This is a genomic window from Labrys sp. E2SS-1L, from assembly GCF_057073705.1.
The window spans coordinates 620,618-640,941 of sequence record NZ_CP172712.1 but is presented as its reverse complement, the minus strand read 5'-3'; the positions used below and the strand labels follow the sequence as shown (position 1 = coordinate 640,941).

The 20,324-nt window shown below is 64.6% G+C and carries 24 protein-coding genes; 7 read left to right on the top strand and 17 right to left on the bottom strand.

The genetic code is table 11. From position 1 onward, the window contains the following. Positions 1-13: 13 nt before the first annotated feature. Both sdhD and sdhC read right to left on the bottom strand, forming a co-directional pair. Positions 14-400: a succinate dehydrogenase, hydrophobic membrane anchor protein gene (gene sdhD, locus ACIGJE_RS02930; RefSeq protein WP_149252777.1), complete on the bottom strand. Its 387-nt coding sequence runs from the start codon at positions 398-400 to the stop codon at positions 14-16. A 9-nt stretch (positions 401-409) separates the two neighbouring features. Beyond that, entirely contained in the window at positions 410-829 is a 420-nt protein-coding gene (gene sdhC, locus ACIGJE_RS02925) for a succinate dehydrogenase, cytochrome b556 subunit (protein ID WP_311934505.1), read from the bottom strand. A 217-nt stretch (positions 830-1,046) separates the two neighbouring features. Between sdhC and ACIGJE_RS02920 the strand changes: the two genes are divergently transcribed. Beyond that, the gene (locus ACIGJE_RS02920) at positions 1,047-1,418 is read left to right on the top strand and encodes a YkvA family protein (protein WP_311934506.1); all 372 of its coding nucleotides are present in this window, start codon (positions 1,047-1,049) and stop codon (positions 1,416-1,418) included. A 3-nt stretch (positions 1,419-1,421) separates the two neighbouring features. Here ACIGJE_RS02920 and modC read toward each other — a convergent pair whose 3' ends face one another. Together modC and ACIGJE_RS02910 are read right to left on the bottom strand one after the other, a co-directional pair. Beyond that, complete coding sequence (gene modC / locus ACIGJE_RS02915) at positions 1,422-2,525, bottom strand: molybdenum ABC transporter ATP-binding protein (protein WP_483679299.1); 1,104 nt, start codon at positions 2,523-2,525, stop codon at positions 1,422-1,424. Beyond that, positions 2,522-2,977: a thiol-disulfide oxidoreductase DCC family protein gene (locus ACIGJE_RS02910; RefSeq protein ID WP_483679297.1), complete on the bottom strand. Its 456-nt coding sequence runs from the start codon at positions 2,975-2,977 to the stop codon at positions 2,522-2,524. Before ACIGJE_RS02910 ends, modC begins: the two co-directional genes overlap by 4 nt. Positions 2,978-3,197: 220 nt before the next feature. Between ACIGJE_RS02910 and ACIGJE_RS02905 the strand changes: the two genes are divergently transcribed. Then, positions 3,198-4,370, top strand: coding sequence for an NAD(P)/FAD-dependent oxidoreductase (locus ACIGJE_RS02905; RefSeq protein WP_483680192.1), 1,173 nt, complete (start codon positions 3,198-3,200; stop codon positions 4,368-4,370). A 149-nt stretch (positions 4,371-4,519) separates the two neighbouring features. Here the strand turns inward: ACIGJE_RS02905 and ACIGJE_RS02900 are convergent, their stop codons facing one another. Together ACIGJE_RS02900 and ACIGJE_RS02895 are read right to left on the bottom strand one after the other, a co-directional pair. Beyond that, complete coding sequence (locus tag ACIGJE_RS02900) at positions 4,520-5,026, bottom strand: disulfide bond formation protein B (protein WP_367626229.1); 507 nt, start codon at positions 5,024-5,026, stop codon at positions 4,520-4,522. After that, entirely contained in the window at positions 5,017-5,625 is a 609-nt protein-coding gene (locus ACIGJE_RS02895) for a YqaA family protein (RefSeq protein WP_311934510.1), read from the bottom strand. Before ACIGJE_RS02895 ends, ACIGJE_RS02900 begins: the two co-directional genes overlap by 10 nt. Before the next feature lie 405 nt (positions 5,626-6,030). On the opposite strand from ACIGJE_RS02895, the gene ACIGJE_RS02890 reads away from it, so the two are divergent. The 4 genes from ACIGJE_RS02890 to ACIGJE_RS02875 all read left to right on the top strand — a co-directional run bounded on the left by ACIGJE_RS02890 (position 6,031) and on the right by ACIGJE_RS02875 (position 10,516). Beyond that, positions 6,031-7,434, top strand: a complete 1,404-nt coding sequence (locus ACIGJE_RS02890; protein WP_415084376.1) for a murein hydrolase activator EnvC family protein — start codon at positions 6,031-6,033, stop codon at positions 7,432-7,434. Further along, on the top strand, positions 7,431-8,765 hold the full coding sequence (locus tag ACIGJE_RS02885) for a S41 family peptidase (protein ID WP_311934512.1): 1,335 nt from the start codon (positions 7,431-7,433) through the stop codon (positions 8,763-8,765). Before ACIGJE_RS02890 ends, ACIGJE_RS02885 begins: the two co-directional genes overlap by 4 nt. A gap of 147 nt (positions 8,766-8,912) precedes the next feature. Further along, the gene (gene bmt / locus ACIGJE_RS02880) at positions 8,913-9,905 is read left to right on the top strand and encodes a betaine--homocysteine S-methyltransferase (protein WP_483679294.1); all 993 of its coding nucleotides are present in this window, start codon (positions 8,913-8,915) and stop codon (positions 9,903-9,905) included. A 116-nt stretch (positions 9,906-10,021) separates the two neighbouring features. Continuing rightward, positions 10,022-10,516: a hypothetical protein gene (locus ACIGJE_RS02875; protein ID WP_483679293.1), complete on the top strand. Its 495-nt coding sequence runs from the start codon at positions 10,022-10,024 to the stop codon at positions 10,514-10,516. A gap of 276 nt (positions 10,517-10,792) precedes the next feature. On the opposite strand, the gene ACIGJE_RS02870 is transcribed toward ACIGJE_RS02875, so the two are convergent. From ACIGJE_RS02870 to argH, 4 genes are all read right to left on the bottom strand, one after another. Further along, positions 10,793-11,254 carry a hypothetical protein gene (locus ACIGJE_RS02870; RefSeq protein ID WP_367626225.1) on the bottom strand — a complete coding sequence of 154 codons (462 nt, stop codon included), beginning with the start codon at positions 11,252-11,254 and terminating at the stop codon, positions 10,793-10,795. A gap of 105 nt (positions 11,255-11,359) precedes the next feature. Beyond that, entirely contained in the window at positions 11,360-12,625 is a 1,266-nt protein-coding gene (gene lysA, locus ACIGJE_RS02865; protein WP_483679292.1) for a diaminopimelate decarboxylase, read from the bottom strand. Positions 12,626-12,643: 18 nt separating this feature from the next. Beyond that, positions 12,644-12,847 carry an LPS translocon maturation chaperone LptM gene (gene lptM / locus ACIGJE_RS02860; protein WP_068291140.1) on the bottom strand — a complete coding sequence of 68 codons (204 nt, stop codon included), beginning with the start codon at positions 12,845-12,847 and terminating at the stop codon, positions 12,644-12,646. A 157-nt stretch (positions 12,848-13,004) separates the two neighbouring features. After that, on the bottom strand, positions 13,005-14,387 hold the full coding sequence (argH, locus tag ACIGJE_RS02855; RefSeq protein WP_311934518.1) for an argininosuccinate lyase: 1,383 nt from the start codon (positions 14,385-14,387) through the stop codon (positions 13,005-13,007). 15 nt (positions 14,388-14,402) lie between these two features. On the opposite strand from argH, the gene tlpA reads away from it, so the two are divergent. Continuing rightward, a complete protein-coding gene (tlpA, locus tag ACIGJE_RS02850; protein WP_483679289.1) occupies positions 14,403-15,080 on the top strand; it encodes a thiol:disulfide interchange protein TlpA in 678 nt (225 codons plus the stop codon). Positions 15,081-15,093: 13 nt separating this feature from the next. Here tlpA and ACIGJE_RS02845 read toward each other — a convergent pair whose 3' ends face one another. The 7 genes from ACIGJE_RS02845 to ACIGJE_RS02815 all read right to left on the bottom strand — a co-directional run bounded on the left by ACIGJE_RS02845 (position 15,094) and on the right by ACIGJE_RS02815 (position 20,114). After that, positions 15,094-16,263, bottom strand: a complete 1,170-nt coding sequence (locus ACIGJE_RS02845) for a serine hydrolase domain-containing protein (protein WP_483679287.1) — start codon at positions 16,261-16,263, stop codon at positions 15,094-15,096. A gap of 249 nt (positions 16,264-16,512) precedes the next feature. Continuing rightward, entirely contained in the window at positions 16,513-17,241 is a 729-nt protein-coding gene (locus tag ACIGJE_RS02840) for a GIN domain-containing protein (protein WP_440725221.1), read from the bottom strand. Between the two features lie 36 nt (positions 17,242-17,277). After that, positions 17,278-17,874 (bottom strand): DUF1700 domain-containing protein, encoded by a 597-nt coding sequence (locus ACIGJE_RS02835; protein ID WP_483679285.1) that lies wholly within the window; start codon positions 17,872-17,874, stop codon positions 17,278-17,280. Then, entirely contained in the window at positions 17,871-18,197 is a 327-nt protein-coding gene (locus tag ACIGJE_RS02830) for a PadR family transcriptional regulator (protein ID WP_311934523.1), read from the bottom strand. The genes ACIGJE_RS02835 and ACIGJE_RS02830 overlap by 4 nt, the downstream gene beginning before the upstream one ends. Positions 18,198-18,445: 248 nt before the next feature. After that, entirely contained in the window at positions 18,446-18,925 is a 480-nt protein-coding gene (rlmH, locus tag ACIGJE_RS02825; protein ID WP_367626220.1) for a 23S rRNA (pseudouridine(1915)-N(3))-methyltransferase RlmH, read from the bottom strand. A gap of 5 nt (positions 18,926-18,930) precedes the next feature. Then, positions 18,931-19,314 carry a ribosome silencing factor gene (gene rsfS / locus ACIGJE_RS02820; protein WP_376717645.1) on the bottom strand — a complete coding sequence of 128 codons (384 nt, stop codon included), beginning with the start codon at positions 19,312-19,314 and terminating at the stop codon, positions 18,931-18,933. Positions 19,315-19,481: 167 nt separating this feature from the next. Further along, positions 19,482-20,114, bottom strand: a complete 633-nt coding sequence (locus ACIGJE_RS02815) for a nicotinate-nucleotide adenylyltransferase (RefSeq protein ID WP_483679283.1) — start codon at positions 20,112-20,114, stop codon at positions 19,482-19,484. Between the last annotated feature and the right edge of the window lie 210 nt (positions 20,115-20,324).

The following is a 20,324-nucleotide window of genomic DNA, read 5'->3' as shown; positions in this document are numbered from 1 at the left end:
CCCCGAAACTGGGTTACATCCCGAAATTCAATTTCAGCAGAGCGTAGAGGCACGCAGCCCCCACAAGCAGCGAGAAGAAGGTGTTGGCGAGTACCGCCAGGATCTTCAGGCTTTCGGTCTCGACGTAATCCTCGATGATCACCTGCATGCCGGCCCGCATATGGACGATGCCGGCGATGATGAACAGGAACAGCAGAATGGCGACGAGCGGCGACGACAAGGTGGCGATCGCCGTGGCCTGGCTCGCGTCGGCAAGGCAGACCACCGTCAGCACGAAGGCGATGGTGAGCGGCACCATGGCGGCGCCGGTGAGGCGCTGCAGCCAGAAATGATGGGTACCGGACTTGGCCGAACCGAGGCCACGCACGCGGCCGAGAGGGGTCTTGAGGCTCTTGCTCATGTCGGATCCTCAGAAGGCCAGCAGGCCAATGAGCCAGATCAGCACGGTGAGCACCACCGACCCGATCAGATTGGCCCAGGCATAGGTATCGCGTTCGCCCGGTCCGAGGCCGTGGCCGAAGTCCCAGATGAAGTGGCGGATGCCGCCGAGCATGTGGTGCATCAGGGCCCAGGTATAGCCGAACAGGATCAGGAGGCCGATCGGGCTGCCGATCACCCATTGCACCCAGGCGAAGGCCGAGGGGCTGGTCGCCGCGGCCAGAAGCCACCAGGCGAGCAGCAAGGTACCGACATAGAGAGCCCCGCCGGTGACGCGGTGCAGGATCGACATCGTCATGGTGATCGGCCAGCGATAGATCTGCAAATGCGGCGACAAGGGACGCGAATCAGCCAGACCAGATTTGCCGGCGGACGCGTTTGGATCGGCCATCGGAAGGACCTCCAGTTTCGACCCGTTATAATCTTGCTGCGATGCGATATCCTGTCGGCGGGCTCAGTGCAATGGATTAGAACGCGAATCCCGAGATCCTGGCGGATTTTGGGCGCAGAGCAGCCATGCAGATCGAAATATTTTCATGACGCAAGGGTATGTAGCGCTTGAAACCGCTGAAGGCGGGGCCACATGCTTTCGCGTTGAGGAGGGTACCATGGTCACACAGTCGCGTATGTATGACGATGCCGGCCGTCGTTTCGAGCGGCGCAAGGCGCAGCTCAAGGCCGATTTCCTGCCCAAGCTGAAGCTGGCGCTCGCCCATGTCCCCTTTGCTTCCGATCTCTTGGCCGCCTATTACGCGGTGCTCGATCGCGATACGCCCTTCAAGGTAAGGGCGACGCTGGCGGCTGCGCTTGCCTATTTCGTGCTGCCCTTCGACGTCGTTCCCGATTTCATCGTCGGCCTCGGCTTCACGGACGATGCCGCCATTCTCTATGCCGCCATCCGCATGGTTTCCGGCGCCATCCAGCCGCGCCATCACGAAGCGGCCCGGCGCTGGCTGGACGAGGTGAAGAAGGCCCGCTAGCCCTCAACGCGCATCGATCGAGGCGGCCTTGATCATGGCCAGCACGGTGTCGCCCTGGCCCAGGCCCAGTTCATCCACGGCGTTGCGGGTGATGAAAGCGGACAGCATGTCGCCGCCGGTCAGCGCGAGATCGACGCGGGCGACCGGACCATCATCGGCATCGATCGTCTTGACCTCACCCGCCAGCATGGTGCGGATCGACACCGCTCCCGGGCGCTTCATGGCGAGCGAAACGTCGGAGCCGCGCACCACCACGCGGACCTTGGCGCCGGGCGTGCCGGCGCGGCCGGGAATGCTGATCGGGCCGGCGGGGTGATCCAGGGTCGAGAGGCCGTAATGCTCGTCGTAGCTGCGCACCCGCGCTTCCAGCAGTGAGACCGTCTCGAAGCGCTGATTGGAGAGCGGGCCAAGGAGTGAATTTGGAGCCGGCGCCAGCACTTCCTGCGGCGTGCCGATACGGCTGACCTTGCCGGCTTCCAGGACCACGACACGGGCGGCGAGGCGCGCGACCTCCTCCACCGCGTGCGAGACATAGAGAATCGGCACTTTCATCTCGTCGCGCACGCGTTCGATCAACGGCAGGATTTCGAGCTTGCGCGGGGTGTCGAGGGCGGCGAGGGGCTCGTCCATCAGCAGGAGGCGAGGGGAGGCCAGCAGAGCGCGGCCAATGGCGACGCGCTGCTTCTCGCCCCCCGAAAGCGCATTTGGGCGGCGCTCCAGCAGCTTTCCGATGCCGAGCACGCCGACCACTGCGTCGAAATCGAGCTTCGGGCCGGCCGCGACGTTGAAGAATCGGCGGTTGAAGAAGCGGCCATAAAGAAGATTCTGCCGGGCGGTCAGGTGCGGGAAAAGCTGGGCGTCCTGGAAGACGAGGCCGATCCGGCGCCGATGCGGGGCGAGGAAGATGCGCGTGGAGGCTTCGAACAGCGTCTGCCCATCCAGGCGGATATGGCCATTGTCGGGCCGGATCAGCCCGGCCATGGCGTTGAGGAGCGTGGTCTTGCCCGAGCCCGAGCGTCCGAACAAGGCGGTGATGCCGCCATCGGAGGTGAAGGCCGATTCGAGCGTGAAGCCGGTGCGCCGGACGGTGATGTCGGCCTCGATCATGCCGCGCTCGCCAGATCGGGCAAGGTGGCGATGAAGCGCGAACGGATCTCCGGGGTCGGCATCAGGCAGCTTTCGCGCCTGCCGAACAGGCGATAGCGGTTGCGGGCGATGCGGTCATAGAGAAAGTCCCGCACGGGCCGGGGAAGAGCCTTCAGCACGATCGCCCAGCGCCAGCCCGGCAGGCCCCGGCCGATGGCGATGGCCGCGTCCGCCTTGAAATAGGCCATGCCGTCGCTGACCACGGCGACAGCCTCGGGATCGTCAGTCCGGATGCCGAAGCGGCGGGCGAGCGCGGCGCCCGCTTCGCTCTGGACGGCGACGAATCGAAACCGGCCGACGGCATCGCGGGGGATCACGAAGGCCACCATGCCTGAACACAGCACGCAGACCCCGTCGAACAGGATCAGCCCGTCGGGCAGGTCACTTGCAGGCTGCGGCCGCCAGGAACTCACAGACACTCTCCCATGGCGTTTTACGATTTGACGGAGTCGCCTCGAATCGCAAAGACGTTCGAGCCAATCCCTCGGATTGGCTTGGAAACAAAGAGATAGAGCAAATGAGCGTTCACGCTTGAGCGCGCTTTGCTCGAGGACGTTGCGCATATCCCGTCTCCGATCATAGAAAGGCCGACCCCCGGGTGCAATCGCCCCTTCTGCCAGCGAGTTTCTCGTGATCCCTTCCTCCTCGGACATCGTCATCGTCGGCGGCGCCGCCATGGGCTCCGCTACCGCCTATTTCCTCAAGGTCCAGCTCGGTTTTGCCGGCACCGTCACCGTGATCGAGCGGGATCCCACCTACGCCCATTCCTCCACCACCCTCTCGGCGGCCTCGATCCGCCAGCAATTCTCCACGCCCGAGAACATCCGCATGAGCCTGTTCGGGCTGGAGATCATGCGCGGCCTCAAGGAGCGCTTCGGGCCGGGCGCCGATATCGGCTTTCATGAGGGCGGCTACCTCCTGCTGGCGAGCGAGGGGGGCAAGGCGATCCTGGAGCAGAACTGGCAGGTCCAGCAGGCCGAGGGCACGGCGATCGAACTGCTCGGCCCCGAGGCCCTCAGCCATGAATTTCCCTGGCTCAATGTCGAGGGCATCGCCGCCGGTGCCTATGGCCGCCGGGGCGAGGGTTGGTTCGATGCCCATTCCCTGCTCGATCTCTTCCGCAAGGCGGCGCGGGATGCCGGCGCCGTCTATGTCAAGGACGAGGTGGTGGGCATCGATCACCGGGATGGCAAGGCCGAGGCGGTCAGGCTGAAATCGGGCGGGCGCATCGCCTGCGGCACGCTGGTCAACGCGGCGGGGCCGCAGGGCGGCGACGTTGCCGCCCTCGCCGGCCTCGCTTTGCCGGTCGAGCCGCGCAAGCGTTCCGTCTTCGTGGTGCGTTGCAAGACCGAGTTGCCCCGCATGCCGCTGCTGGTCGAGCCGGGCGGCATCTATATCCGGCCGGAAGGCGACGTCTATATCTGCGGCGGTGCCGAGGACGAACGCGGCGAGAAGCGGGCCGATGGCGATTTCGAGGTCGACTACAGCCTGTTCGAGGATGCGGTCTGGCCGGCGCTCGCCACCCAGGTCCCGGCGCTGGAGGAGCTCAAGCTCGTGCGCGCCTGGGCGGGACATTATGAATACAACACGCTCGACCAGAATGCGGTGATCGGCCCGCATCCTTCCATGCCGAACTTTTTCTTCCTCAACGGCTTTTCAGGCCACGGCCTGCAGCAGGCACCCGCCGCCGGACGCGCGGTTGCCGAACTGATCACGACGGGCCGCTTCCAGACGCTCGACCTCTCGGTATTCGACTATTCGCGCGTGATCGAGAACAGGCCGGTCTTCGAGCTCAACGTGATCTGAAATGTGGTCATCCCGTGTCAGCGACGCAGCATTGCATGCTGCATCGCGCACGGGATCGTAAGGCGAAGAAGGTGCTCGAACGGGAAGGCGATCCCGGATCTGCGCCGCATCACTTCGTGTTGCGCCGCGTCCGGGATGACAGCGCTTCCTCAGCCAGACTTGGCCGCGCTCAAAGCCCCCTTCAGCGAGATCAGCACCATCACGGCCATGACGATGGCGTTCCAGCCGGCCAGGGAGAGGCCGAGGATGCGCAGGCTCGGATTGGTGCAGGATACCACGGTGGAGCTGTCGATCGCATCGAGCAGCCCGCCGACATTGGCTGGGTTGGAGCCGATATTGCCCGCGGCGCAATTGGCCGGACCGAGCCAATATTCCCACTCCGCGCCCGCCTGGTAGATGCCGAGGCCGCAGCCATAGGCGAAGAGGATGGCGAGCAGCAGCAGCGCCGCGGCCATGACCTTCCGGGGCAGTCTGTCGCCGATGAAAGCGAGGATGAAGGCGATGGGCACGCCGATGTAATAGGGCCAGCGCTGCTCCAGGCAGAGCGGGCAGGGGGCGTAGCCGAAGCCATGCTGCAGCACCAGGGCGCTGACGATGACGACGAGGCCGATCAATCCGGCCGCCAATGCGGCGCGGGAACTGAGATTTACTGGCATGTGGCACTACCACCGGTGGGCATCAGATGTTCGACGACGAAGAACCCGCCAACCAGCACCACCACGAAGGCGATGGCGACGACCGTCAGGTGCTTCTCGATAAAGGTGCGGATACGCTCGCCCAGCAGGTTGAGGATGCCGGCCAGGATGAAGAAGCGGGCGCCGCGCGTGAGCAGGGACAGCAGGACGAACCAGAACAGGCTGTAGCCGGCAAAGCCGGAGGTGATGGTGACGATCTTGTAGGGGATCGGCGTCAGGCCTTTGATCAGGATGATCCAGCTGCCATACTGGGCATAGAGGCAGCGGAATTGCTCGACGCCGTGCTCATAGCCATAGGCCCGGATCAGCCAGGAACCGACGGTGTCGTAGAGCAGCCAGCCGATCATGTAGCCGAACACGCCGCCCAGCACGGAGGTGACGGTGCAGACGGCGGCATAGAGCCAGGCCCTCTTGGGTTTGGCGACCGCCATCGGCACCAGCATGACGTCGGGCGGAAAGGGAAAGAAGGAGCTTTCGGCAAAGGAAACGATGCCGAGGGCCCAGACGGCCCGGGGACTTTCCGAAATGCGGATCATCCAGTCGTAGAAGCGGCGCAGCATGATCGTCCCTAAAGCGCTTTCCTGAAAAGTTGACAGACTTGTCGATTAAGAAAGCGCGTCAAACAGGCAATTTGAACAAGGCATGATCCAAGGAAATCGCACCTTGTTCGATGCAGCCACCGAAGCGACTGCATGGTTGAATGGCAGGCGGGCATGACGGCAGTGCGATTGCGGCATGTTCGCGGCGGGATGAGGCCCCTTACAGCATTTTTGGTTGAGAAAATGCGTCAAAGCGCCAAATTGGAAAAAAATCGCGATTCGCATGACATCGCGACAGGCCATTTCCCGGTGGTATGGCCGGTCTGCCCCAGAAAAGACGGGATGACACGCCACTATCCCTCGACAACAATGAAGAATCGTTAACGATTGAAACTTCGTTAACCATATTGGTCGCATCAATCTGGAATGAACCACGACAGCGCAAACTCGATCATCGGCTCCGTCCTTGCCGGGGCGTTGCTGGCGCTGTGCGTGGCCTTGCCGTCGGCAAGAGCCGAGACGCCGCCAGCGGCCCAGGATGTTCCGGCTGCGGCCCCGTCCGCCACCGACGGGGCGGCCGCCAAGCGCCAGGACCTCGCACGCATCCAGGGCGAGATCAAACTGTCCGACGAGACCCTGGCCCGCCTGCGCAAGGAGATCCAGGCCATCGGGGCCGACAGCGAGAAGCTGCGCCAGCAACTGGTCGAGACCGGCAACCAGACGCATGAGACCGAGGCCAAGGTGCTGGGGGCGGAGGCAAGGCTGGCTTCGCTCGACAGCAACGAGGACAATATCCGCGTCTCGCTCGATTCCAAGCGCGGCCTGCTGATCGAGGTGCTGGCCTCGCTGCAGCGCATGGGGCGCAATCCGCCGCCGGCCCTGCTGGTCAGTCCGGACGACGCGCTGGAAGCGGTGCGCACGGCGATGCTGCTGGGTGCAGTGCTGCCGGAAATGCGCCAGGAAATGCAGGCCCTCGTGGCTGATCTCAAGGAACTGGCCCGGGTGCGCGGGGAGATCACCGTCGAACGCGACACGCTCAAACAGGCGCTGATCACCCTGGCCGAGCAACGCACCCGCACCCAGCTTCTGGTCGAGGAGCGCCAGAAGGTGCTGGCCCAGGAGCAGAATACCCTCGCCACCGAGCAGGCCCATGCCACCGCTTTGGCGCAGGAAGCGGCCAATCTCAAAGATTTGATCGCCCGCATGGAGCGCGAGGTGGCGCCGGCCAAGCGTGCCGCCGACACGGCCGATGCGGCGACGAACCAGGCTCGGCCGTCCCTTGCCGCCCTGCAGGATCCGAGCCGCCTGACCCCGGCCATGCCCTTCGACCAGGCCAAGGGCCTGCTGCGCCTGCCGGTAACTGGCGCGATGCTGCGCGGCTTCGGTGCCGATGACGGCAATGGCGGCGCGGCCAAGGGCATGACCCTGACAGCGACGCCCGGCGCCAGCGTCACCGCGCCCTGCGACGGCTGGGTCGTCTTCGCCGGCAAGTTCCGCTCCTACGGCCAACTCTTGATCATCAATGCCGGTGGCGGGTATCATATCGTGATGGCCGGCATGGATAAGATCAATGTGGGGCTGGGCCAGTTTGTCTTGACGGGCGAGCCGGTTGCCGCCATGGGTTCAGGTCCGTCTCTGGGATCGGATGCCGATCCGGGATCACAGGCGGGCTTGGGTAAGACAGATACGGGAATGCAGGCGACGGCTGCGGCGTTTGGCGGTGCTTCAAGCGCAAGGCAACCCGCCCTATATATAGAGTTTCGCAAAGACGGTGTTTCCATAGACCCCACCCCGTGGTGGGCCAATCAAGGCGAGAAGGCACGCGGATGATTCGCAAGCTTCCCATTCTGTTCTGCGGCGTGGCCATGGGCGCGATCGCGACGATCGCGGTAACGCAGCCCCACCTGCTGCTGATGGGCGGTGCCAACGCCGCCGTCACCGACACCTACAAGCAGCTCAACCTGTTCGGCGACGTGTTCGAGCGGGTGCGTTCGGACTATGTCGAGCAGCCTGAGGACGGCAAGCTGGTCGAAGCGGCCATCAATGGCATGCTGACCTCGCTCGATCCGCATTCGAGCTATATGGATGCCAAGAGCTTCCAGGACATGCAGGTCCAGACCAAGGGCGAGTTCGGCGGTCTCGGCATCGAGGTGACCCAGGAAGACGGTGCCATCAAGGTGGTCTCGCCGATCGATGATTCGCCGGCTTCCAAGGCGGGCGTGCTTGCGGGCGACCTGATCACCGCCATCGACGGCGAGGCGACGCAGGGCATGACGCTCCAGCAGGCCGTCGACAAGATGCGCGGCGCCGTCAACACGCCGATCACCCTGAAGATCCTGCGCAACAAGGGCGAGCCGATCGACATCAAGGTGGTGCGCGACATCATCAAGGTGCAGTCGGTCAAGGCCAAGAAGACCGGCGACGACATCGGCTATATCCGCATCACCCAGTTCAACGAGCAGACCTTCGACGGCTTGAAGAAGAATATCGACAAGCTGAGCAAGGAGATCGGGCAGGACAAGCTCAAGGGCTACATCATCGACCTCCGGAACAATCCGGGCGGCTTGCTCGACCAGGCGATCCAGGTCTCCGATGCCTTCCTCGAGCGCGGCGAGATCGTGTCCACGCGCGGCCGCCAGGCCGATGACGTGCAGCGCTATTCCGCCCGTGGCGGCGACCTGACCAATGGCAAGCCGGTGATCGTGCTGGTCAATGGCGGCTCGGCCTCGGCTTCGGAAATCGTCGCCGGCGCCCTGCAGGACCACAAGCGTGCCACCATCCTGGGCACGCGTTCCTTCGGCAAGGGCTCGGTGCAGACCATCATCCCGCTGCAGGGCAATGGCGCGCTGCGCCTGACCACGGCACGCTACTACACCCCGTCCGGACGCTCGATCCAGGCCAAGGGCATCGATCCGGAGATCGTGGTGCAGGAGAACGTGCCGGACGATCTCAAGGGCAAGGATCAGACCAAGGGCGAGTCCGGCCTGAAGGGCCATCTGGCCAATCCGGATGCGGACAAGACCGAAGAGGGCGGCTCCTCGGCCTATGTGCCCGCCAACGAGAAGGACGATACCCAGCTCAACAAGGCGATCGACCTGCTGCATGGCGTGCAGAAGAGCGCCTATTTCCCGCCGGATCCGAAGGCGGGCGTGCCGAACTGAGGCTGTCTCTTCCTTCACCGCTTCTGCAACGCCGGGCTTGTCCCGGCGTTGCTGTTTTTGGGAGCGAGGCCGTTCCCGGACATTCCTGCTTGAATCGCGCCCGCAAAGGCCTATGTGGAAGCATGGTTTCTCGATGAAGGACACGCCATGCGCCTGACCGAACTTCTGGCTCAAAAGCCCGTGCTGCTCGCAGATGGGGCCACCGGAACCAATCTGTTCGAGATGGGCCTGATGTCGGGCGATCCGCCGGAGATGTGGAACCTCGACCATCCCGACCGCATCCACGCGCTGCATCAATCCTTCGTCGATGCCGGGGCCGATATCATCCTGACCAATTCCTTCGGCGGCAATCGCCGGCGCCTGGCGCTGCACAAGCTCGACGGGCGCGTGAAGGAACTCAATGCTGCGGCGGCGCGCAATGCACGCCAGGTTGCGGACGGCGCGGGCCGTCCGGTGGTGGTGGCCGGCTCGGTCGGCCCGACCGGCGACCTCTTCCAGCCGCTCGGGCCGCTGACCGAGGACGAGGCCGTCGAGATCTTCGTCGAGCAGATCGAAGGGCTCAAGGAAGGCGGCGCCGACGTGATCTGGATCGAGACGATGTCGGCCGCCGAGGAGATGCGCGCTGCGGCCAAGGCGGCGGTCAAGGCCGGCATGCCCTATACGGTGACGGCGAGCTTCGACACGGCCGGCAAGACCATGATGGGCATTCCGCCCTCGGCCATGCCGGAGGTTGCCGGTGGCGTCAATCCCAATCCCGTCGCGGTCGGCGCCAATTGCGGCGTCGGGGCTTCCGACCTGCTGGTCTCCGTGTTGTCGATGACCGAGGCCAATCCCGAGGCGGTTGTCATTGCCAAGGCCAATGCCGGCATCCCGCAATTCCACGGCGATCATATTCACTATTCCGGCACGCCGGAACTGATGGCCAATTATGCGCGGCTCGCCATCGATGCAGGCGCGCGCATCATCGGCGGCTGCTGTGGCACCTCGCCGGCCCATCTCGCCGCCATGCGCCAGGCCATCGACGGCCATGTCCGCGCCGAGCGCCCGGATGCGGCCAAGGTGATCGCCGAGATTGGCCCGCTGGTCGCCCCACCCAAGGCAAGCGGTGGCGAAGAGGTGCGCCGCCGGCGCCGGCATTGAGCCGGCCGCGCTGGTTCCCTGCAGAACAGCCGGCCCGGGCCAAGCAACCTAAGACAGGACAGCCATCGCGCGGAGCCTCTCCGCCGCGATGGCGTTCATATCGCAAGGAGAGGCCGATGCGCCGCCTGATCCGTTTCTGCGCCCTGATCGCCCCGCTCCTGAGCCTCACCATTGCGACCGGGCCGGCGGCGGCGCGTGACTGGAGCGACTACGCCAATGCGCGTTTCGGCTACCGCATCTGCTATCCGTCCGACCTCATGACGGCGGAACCCGAGGCCGACAATGGCGACGGACGCGTCTTCTCGGCCCCTTCCGGCGCGAGCCTGCGGGTCTGGGGTTCCTACAATGCTGCGGAAGAAGACATCGATGCGATCGTCGCCGGTATCGCCGATGGCGGCAAGATCACCTATCGCAGTGCGGCCAAGAACGGCGTGGTGGTCTCCGGCCGGAAGGGTGGCGAGATCTTCTATGCCAAGCTACTGCTGGAGAAGGACGCCAAGGGCGCGGTCGAGACCATCCGCGCCTTCCGCCTGACCTATCCAGCCAAGGAAGCGGCGACTTATGACGCCGTCGCGGCGAAGCTGGCCAAGTGCTTCGGCATTGCCAGGTGAGCACGGAGCAAGCGCGGATCAAAAGGGCTGATCGAGGGACCATTTCCCGCAGAAATTGTCGGGGTAGCGTAGCCCCTCACCCATACCCTCTCCCCGTAAGAACGGGGCGAGGGGGACTTTGATCGCGTATTTCATATACAACCCCGATCGTCTCGCTCAACCGCCGGGCGAGATGAAGGGTCTGAGGATCGAGCGCGACGCCCGTGCCCCCTCGCCCCGTTCTTACGGGGGGAGGGTACGGGTGAGAGGCGGCACTGCGCTACAAAAGCAATCGTCCTATCGACCGCAGGCCTTGGCCAGCGCAGCGGCTCCCTTGGCGACGCCGGCCAGCTTGATCCTCTCGCTCTGGCCACTGAAGGCGATCTTGAGGGTGCGGCCCTTGCCGAGGACGACGGTCCAGTCCGGGTCGAAGGCTGCCTTGGCTTCCAAGGTGAGCCCGCTCAGTTCGTCCTCGACCGCCTGCATGGGCACATCGACCTGCCCGCCGTCGGAACTGAAACTGACCACGCCGCTCCAGCCCTTGCGGATCTTGTCGGCACCAGGCCGATAGGTGATCGAGAAGGCCTTGCCCTCGGGTTCACAAAAAAGACCCAGCGGCTGGTCGTCGGTGTCGGGCACCTCATAGGCCACGACCACCGATTCCGGCGACTGGCGAAGCTGCCAGCGATAGGCGTCCGCCAAGGCGGGCGTGGCCGCGGCGACGCTGGCGAGAAGGGAAAGTGCAACGAGACTGCGCATGGATCCTCGGAGTTCCAGATGGAATGACGGCCTTACGACAGGATCGGGAAGCGGGCTGTTCCCGGAAACACTCTCTGTTCCCGGGAACGCGTTCCCGTCGCAGGATCACAGCCAGTCCGGCACCTTGTCGAGCCCGAGCAGTTCGTCATAGCTCGGGCGAGGCCGGATCACCGCGAACTTGTCGCCGTCCACCAGCACTTCCGGGATGAGGGGACGGGTGTTGTAGGTACCCGACTGCACGGCGCCATAGGCGCCAGCCGACATCACCGCCACCAGGTCGCCGCGCGCCACCACCGGGATATCGCGGTCGAGGGCGAGATAGTCGCCGGTCTCGCAGACCGGGCCGACCACGTCGGCCGTCACCATGGCGCCGCCGAGCGGGCGTTCCTTGATCGGCCAGATCGCATGATAGGCTTCATAGAGCGTCGGGCGGATCAGATCGTTCATGCCGGCGTCGACGATGACGAAGGTCTTGCCCTCGCCCTGCTTCACGAAGGCGACCTCGCTCACCAGGATGCCGGCATTGCCGGCGATCAGGCGGCCGGGTTCGAACACCAGCGTGGCGCCGAGATCCTTGGCATAGCGCTTGACCACCGCGGCATAGTCGTCGGGATGGGGCGGCGGCTCGTTGTCGTCGCGATAGGGAATACCGAGGCCACCGCCGAAATCGATGTGATCGATGACATGGCCGTCGGCCCTGAGGTCCCTGACCAGGCCGACCAGGCGTTCGATCGAGGCATCATAGGGCTCGAGCGCCGTGATCTGGCTGCCGATATGCATGTCGACGCCGGTGACCAGGATGCCCGGCAGCTTGGCCGCACAGGCATAGATGGCACGGGCCTGGGCGATCGGGATGCCGAACTTGTTCTCCGACTTGCCGGTGGAGATCTTCTTGTGGGTCTTGGCGTCGACGTCCGGGTTGATGCGCAGCGACACCCGGGCTATCCGGCCCTTGGCGCTGGCGCGCTGCGACAAGAGCTCCAGTTCGGGCTCGGACTCGACGTTGAAGCACAGGATGTCCTCGTCGAGCGCATAGTCGATTTCGCGCACGAGCTTGCCGACGCCCGAGAACATGATCTTGCTGGCGGGTACGCCGGCAGCGCGGGCGCGCCGTAACTCACCCTCCGAAACCACGTCCATGCCGGCGCCGAGCTTGGCGAGCAGGCGCAGCACGGCGAGATTCGAATTGGCCTTCACCGCAAAGCAGACCAGCGAGGGCACATCGCTGAAGGCGCCCGCGAACACCTTGTAGTGCCGGCGCAGCGTGGCGGCCGAATAACAGTAGAAGGGCGTGCCGACGGCGGCGGCGATCGCCGGCAGTGCGACATCTTCGGCATGAAGCACGCCGTTGCGATAAGTGAAGTGATGCATGGTCGGTTCGGTTCGAAATCAGTTCAACAGGAAGTCCATCGGCAGCTTGCGGTCCGGTTTCACATAGCCCGGATCCTTCTTCTTGTTGTAGCCATTGCCATCGCCAGTCGTGACATGCTGCTCGGGCGGCGGCTCGAGCTTGCCCTTGCGGCCACAACCAGCCAGGCCGAGGGTCGTGACCAGCGTCAAAGCAAGCGCGATGCGGAACGCATTACCAGCCATGGGGAACTCCAGTGTTTGACGCTGTGTAGCACGAATTTTGATTTGGTGTTCTTTGGAGCGCGGACATCTTGTCCGCTCTTCCTATCCTGTCGGCATGGTGGTTCCAAGAGCGGACATCGCAACATGCAAGCATGTTGCTGTGATGTCCGCGCTCCGGCTATTTCGCCAGCGCTTTCAGCCACTTCCTGGCCTGGGCCTTGACGTTGACAGGCGCCGTGCCGCCATAGGAGATACGGCTGCGGACCGACTTTTCCACGCCGAGTACGGCGAAAAGCCCCTGATGGATACGTGGCTCCACCGATTGCATCTGCGCCAGCGAGAGCTTCTCCAGCGGCAGCTTGGCTTCGGCGGCGATGCCGACCAGGCGGCCGGTGACGTGATGGGCCTCGCGGAAGGGCAGGTTGAGCTCGCGTACCAGCCAGTCGGCAAGGTCGGTGGCGGTGGCATAGCCCGAGCCAGCCGCCGCCTTCATGCGCTTGAGGTCGGGCACCATGTCCCTGACCATGCCGGCCATGGCCGCCGTGCACAGCGACAGGGTCTGCAGCGCGTCGAAGGCCGGTTCCTTGTCCTCCTGCATGTCCTTGCCATAGGCGAGCGGCAGGCCCTTCATCATGGTGATCAGGCCGACCAGCGCGCCGATGACCCGGCCGGCCTTGCCGCGCACCAGTTCGGCTGCGTCGGGATTGCGCTTCTGCGGCATGATGGACGAGCCGGTGGTGAACTTGTCCGACAGTGCCACGAAGGCAAATTGCGGCGTCGTCCAGATCACGATCTCTTCGGCAAAGCGGGAGAGATGCATGGCGGTGATCGAGGCGGCGGCAAGCGCCTCCAGCACGAAGTCGCGATCGGAGACCGAATCGAGCGAATTGGCGGTGGGGCGGTCGAAGCCGAGCGCCTTGGCCGTGGCATGGCGGTCGATCGGGAAGGAGGTACCGGCGAGCGCGGCGGCGCCGAGCGGGCATTCGTTGAGACGACGGCGCGCATCGGCGAAGCGGCCGCGGTCACGGCCGAGCATCTCGACATAGGCGAGCAAATGATGCCCGAAGGTGACCGGCTGGGCCGATTGCAGATGGGTGAAGCCCGGCATCACTGCGCCGGCGAAGGCGAGCGCCCTCTCGGCGAGCGCGGTCATCAGGTCTTTCAGCTGGGCGTCGAGATCGTCGATGGTGTCGCGCACCCACAGCTTGAAATCGGTGGCGACCTGGTCGTTGCGCGAGCGGGCGGTATGCAGGCGGCCGGCCGCCGGCCCGGCAATCGCTGCCAGGCGCGACTCGACATTCATATGGATGTCTTCGAGCGCACGCGAAAAAGTGAACGAGCCGCTCTCGATTTCGCCGCGGACCGCCTCTAGACCATCCGCGATGGCCTTGGCATCGGCGGCGGCGACGATCCCTTGCTTTTCCAGCATGGCGAGATGCGCCAGAGAGCCGCGGATGTCCTGGGCCCATAGGCGCTTGTCAAAGTCGATCGAGGCGTTGATCTCTTCCATGATCGCGTCCGGTCCCGACTGGAACCGGCCGCCCCACATTTTGTTGCTCATCCGGATAGGCTTTCAGTGAACGAGAATAGTCGGCAGGAACATTCTGAGAGTCAGCCACCGCAAGGATCGAACCGGCGCTGGCTGATCGGCGCGGCAATCCTGGCGGGAGCCGTGGTGGGTGTTGCCGCGGTATACGGGACAAAGGGCGGCTCGGGCAATCAGGAAAGCGCGTCCTGCCCTGCTTCGGCGGCGATTGCCGCCCGTGTCGACCCGCTGGCCAAGGGCGAGGTGGCGGCCCTCGCCGTTTCCAAGGCGCCCCAGCCGCTGGTGCCGATCAGCTTCCAGAAGGCGGATGGCAGCAAGACGACCCTGGCCGATTTCAAGGGCAAGACCGTGCTGCTCAACCTGTGGGCGACCTGGTGCGTGCCCTGCCGCAAGGAAATGCCGGCTCTCAATCAGCTGCAGGCCGATCTCGGCGGCAAGGATTTCGAGGTCGTGGCCGTCAATATCGACACGCAGGGACCCGAGCGGGTCGAGGCCTTCCTGAACGAGACCAAGATCGACAAGCTGCATCGCTATGCCGATCCCTCGACCGTCATCCTGCAGAGCCTGCGCAACGAGGGCCTCGGCCAGGGCCTGCCGACCTCGGTGCTGATCGACAAGCAGGGCTGCCGCATCGGCGCCATGGCCGGCCCGGCCGAGTGGGCCAGCGAGGATGCCAAGGCGCTGATCAGGGCGGCGATCGGGTCCTGACACTCCGTGCGACCTACGGCTTGGCAGCCGGCAGCACGTAGCGGTTGAGGATGGCGGCGGCGAATCCGCCCTCGTCCTGGCCGCCATAGCGCCCTGCCTGCACCATCATGGTGAGGTCCAGCGACGGCACGATGAAGAGGCGCTGCCCGCCATAGCCGAAGCCGGCGATCCATTCGATGGTGCGGTGGTCGACCAGGGAGCGCCCGAGCCAGAACTGGAAGCCGTAGAACATCGCGTTGGGAGCATTGACCTGCGGCGCCGTCGCCATCTCGATCCACGTGGCCGGCACGATCTGCTTGCCGTTCCAGGCGCCCTTGTCGAGCACGAGCTGGCCGAATTTCAAGGTGTCAGCCGGCAGGAGACGCAGGCCCGAAGCCGCAACCGGCTCGCCAGTTTGCGGATAACGCGCCCAGTCGACCTTGGTGATGCCCAAGGGCTCGAACAGGGTTTCGCGGGCGAACGCGTCAAGAGGCTTTCCGGTGGCCTGGCGCAGCACACAGGCAAGCAGGCCGGTGGTCCCGCCGCTATAGGTCCATACCGTGCCGGGGTCATGGGCCACGGGCTGCTCCAGCACATAGCGGCAGGGATCCTTGGCCATGTCCATGCCGTTCTCGCTATTGCGAAGATCGCTGTAGGGGAGCTGCTCGCTCCAGGCCAGGCCCGGCGACATGGTGAGAAGATGGCGCAGCGTGATGCCCTGTTTTTGCGGGGTGCTCAGATCGGCATAAGCGGGCAGCAGCCCCAGCACCGGCTGGTCGATCGAGGCGACCCAGCCCTCGCCCACGGCGATGCCGACCAGCAGCGACACCACGCTCTTGGTGATCGAACGCAGATCGTGCGGAACGTCCGGCCCGAAGGTAACGTCCTTTGCCGGCTGGCCCCAATGGGAATCGGAGCCGGTGAAATAGCGTTCGAACACCAATTTGCCGTGCCGGGCGATCAGCACGGCATGGACATTGTCCTCCTTCGCCAAGTCGAGCCTCTGGGCGAGCGTGCACAGGCTTTGCGGATCGAGGCCGACATCGTCGGGCGTGGCGACCGGCCAGCCCGACGTGCCCAATCCCTCGCTGCCCTTCCCGGGCGCGCCACAGGTCGATTGGGCCTCCGCCGGGCCCGACAGCCCGGCCGTGGTCATGCCGGTCAGAAGAATAGCCAAGGCAACGGAAAAGCTATGGGGTCGCATGAGCGCCTCCTTGCAAGGTGTGACGGGGAGATGGGAACAGCGAGACTTCGACCGGAATAAGCCTGGAATTCCACGGGTTTATCCGTGGACGCGGGACGCGAAGGGACAGCCATCCCCGACGCCGCTCGAGGCGACGGGAAGGAATCAGTGCTTTGAGTCGTGGCGGCTAGTGCAAAGCGCGTTCTGGTGACGGCATTTGCTTGTTCCCGCTCCTTGTGTCGAGGTGATTCCGCCTAGTCACACTGTGCTTTAGGGAATTGCCTCGATCCGGCCGCTGCCGTGGATCTGTGTCGTAAGCCTGGGCTTGCCGCGCAGCGTGACATTGCCGCTGCCGGAAAGAGTGACGTCGGCACTCTCGCTGGCGGCGATGCCTGCCTCGCCGCTGCCGCTGATGCGGATCTCGGCCGCCTTGGCGGAGAGTTTGGCCAGATCCGCGTTGCCGGAGCCGGAGATGCGCAGGTTCAACTGGTCCACCGAGCCTTCGCCGGTCGCCTGCGCGCTGCCATGGAGGCGAAGATCGAGTCGATCCTGCGCGATCGCCGCGAGATGGAGTTCGCCGGATCCATTCACCGTCCAGTCCCTGACGGTGCCACCTGTCAGCCGCACCGTGATGGCGCCGTCTGGGAGATCGCAGTCCTCGTCCAGCTCAAGGCGGCCCGCCGAAAGGCGGACATGGCCGATCAGGGCGGGATCACCGCTGATCACGGCGCTGGATTGCGAGCCGGGAGCATAGCTCACGCTGGCCGGAACGGCGATGACGAGCGAGCCGTCATTGTCCCACGGCAAGGTGACCGAACCGGCCTTGGCATCGCTGCTTTGCGGTGTTTCGGGGCAGCTTCCCCATCCCGTCAGCGCCGCTCGGTGCCAGCCTCGCCACGGTGAGCCGTAATTCGGGCCTGCAAGGCTGGTGCCGAGGAACAGGCAGGCCAAGGCGATCAGGAAGGAGAAGGCCGCCAGTTTTCCGAGTTTCGAGGGCATGGTGCCTCCCATGGCGCCTGCGGGGCGCGAACATTGTCACGGCGTGGCGACGAAGCGTGGAGGGGAAGTGAGCAAGCGGGTATAGCGCCGGGCATGGGCGGCCATCGCCTTCAGTCCGGCATTGAGACCGAGCAGGAAGAGGCAGCTCAGGCACACCGCCATGGCGATGAAACCGAAGCCGATGAAGGCCCGTCCGAGATGGGCGAGAAGGGGTGCGCCATCCCACATGAAAGCCGAATGGAGCACCATCGCCGAGCCGCCGAGCGCCAGGGCGAAGGCGACCAGGCCGAGGACGAGAAAGACCACCAGAAGGATCGAAAGAACCGGCAGCAGCACGAAGAGGTCGAGCATGGCCAAGCCGGTGAGCGCGGCGATCGCGCCCAGCACGGTCGACGGGCTCGGTCGCGCCTGCAATTGGCGCAGGCCGCTTTCCGCCTTGAGCGCCCGGGCGAGCTGGACGGGATCGCCGAGCATCTGTACCACATCGTCCTCGCTGCGCCCGGCCTCCTGCGCATCGGTGAAATAGGCGGCATAGTCGCGCAGGACGTCCTCGATCTCCGCCGGCGGCAGCCCATCGAGACCGGCCTTCAACGCGTCGAGGAATTCCTGGCGAGAGAAGTCCTGGCGAGTCATGGCATGCCTTCCATTAGTCGGTCGACGGCGGTGACGAAATCCCGCCATTCGCGCTGGCGGGCCGCATAGGCGGCCTGGCCGGCGGGCGTCAGACGGTAATATTTGCGCGGCGGGCCGCTGGCCGATTCCTCCAGCCTGGTGCTGACCAGTCCCTCGGTCTGCAGCCGGCGCATCAGCGGATAGATGGTGCCTTCGCCCATGCCGACCCGCTCGGTGAGCGTGCTGGCGATCTCATAGGCATAGCTTTCACGCCGGTGCAGCAGAGCGAGGACGCAGAGCTCGAGGGCGCCCTTCTTGAGCTGGATATCGATGGAATCGGTCATGGCCTCCCTATGCTTCGAGATGGAGAATAATGCAAGGTACCTTTTAATGCAAGGTACCTTGCATTATTTATTCGAACTCCACGGATCGCCGACAAAAGGACGATGTGTGGGGGAGGCGTTCGCGACGGCGGTGGTTGAGATCGGCCCAGTCATTGGCCTCGGCGACTTTGTGCCTTCGCGCCAGGCTTTGGAAATGCCGGCACGGTCAGGGGGGTCTTTTGGGAAGACGGTCTCGGGACGAGCGTGCGTCACACCCGGTGGTAGGGGTGGCCGGCGATGATGGTGGCAGCGCGATAGAGCTGCTCGGCCAGGAGGATTCGCACGATCTGGTGAGGCCAGGTCATCTTGCCGAAGGACAGCGACAGGATCGCGCGCGACCGGATCGCGTCACCATGACCATCGGCGCCGCCGATCAGGAAGGCAAGGGATTGGGTTCCACTGTCCCGCCAGCCCGCGATCTTGGCGGCAAACGCCTCGCTGCCGGGCGAATTGCCGGTTTCATCCAGGGCAATGATGGAGGCCTGGCCGGCGGCCGAGAGCAGCTTGTCGGCCTCTTCGGCCTTGCGGTCTTCGGGCCGCCGGGCGCGGCTTTCGTCGATTTCGATGATGTCGAGCGGGCCGAGGGCGAGGCTCCGGCCACTGGCGTTCAGCCGCTCGGCATAACGGGCCACGAGATCGCGTTCCGGGCCGGCTTTGAGCCGGCCGACGGCGCAGATCATCAGGCGCATTCAGGTCAGCTCGGAAGCAGTTCGTTCGGGCGGCCTGACGACCACATCTTCTCGAGATTGTAGAAGGCGCGGACCTCGGGGCGGAACACGTGCACGATGACGTCTCCCGTATCGATCAGCACCCAGTCGCAGACCGGGACGCCTTCGATGCGGGGATTGCCGTGTCCGTTTTCCTTGAGATCCTTGGCGATGCGATCGCTGATCGCGGCGACATGGCGGGCCACCCGGCCTGTCGCGATGATCATGACGTCGGCGATTGCACTCTTGCCGCGCAGATCGATTTCCACAATCTCCTCGGCCTTCATGTCATCGAGGCCATTGAGGATCAGGCGAACCGTAGCTTCAACGTCCGGGCGGATCGCTCGGCTCACGGGATGAAGCGGAATCACGTCCGCTTCGCGTCTCACCAACGTGGTCAGGGGCACACCCTCTTGCTCATTGATTCGCGGACCTCCGCGAATTCCACTCGCTCCACAATATTAGCAAGCCATCGCGTCGATTCAATGACGCCAATAGAATTAAGCCTGCTCCGACATGGTTAATAAGTGGTTAATTTTTACCTTGTGGGCAAGCCCTGGCCGCTGGCTCGCAAAGCGGTTGAGGAATTGGCGTCGAGCGGCGCGTGCAGGAAGATCCAGGCTGGGGCTCGGCGATATTTCAGCGTCGCGGCCTGATATTCGGGGACGCGATAGGCGGCAAGCACACGAGCCGCCTTGGCAAGCGGGCCCTTGGTGGTGGCGCCGGGGCGGGCCACCACGGCGATGGCCACCCGCGAGGCGATGGCCTGCCATTGCTGCCAGCGGTGGAAGCCGGCGAGATTGTCGGCGCCCATGATCCACACAAAGGTCACGCCCGGGCAGCGGCGCTGCAGCCACGCAATGGTGTCATAGGTATAGCGGGTGTGGATATCGGCCTCGATGCCGGTTACCTCGATGCGCGGGTGATCGGCGAGCCGGCGGGCGGCGGCTACCCGTAACTCGAGCGGGGGCAAGGCACGGTTGTCCTTGAGCGGATTGCCCGGCGTCACCAGCCACCAGACCCGGTCCAGCCCGAGCCGCGTCAGCGCCACCAGGCTGGCATGGCGATGGCCTTCATGGGGCGGGTTGAAGCTGCCGCCGAACAGCCCGATGGTCATCCCCGGGGCAAAGGGCGGCAGACGACGGGCATCGGCGGGCGAGAGATGGGGCATGAGGACTTGTTCGTGCACGGTCGCGCCGCCCCTCACCCTTATAGCGTTTTACGATTTGACGGCGTCACCAAGAATCGCAAAGACGCGTCCAAACAAAGAGTTAGAGTGAATAAGCGCTCACACTTGAACGCGTTTTGCTCTAGGTCTCGCCCAGAAATAACTGAAACGCCACCTTTGTCATGCCCGGGCTTGACCCGGGCATCCAGAGGC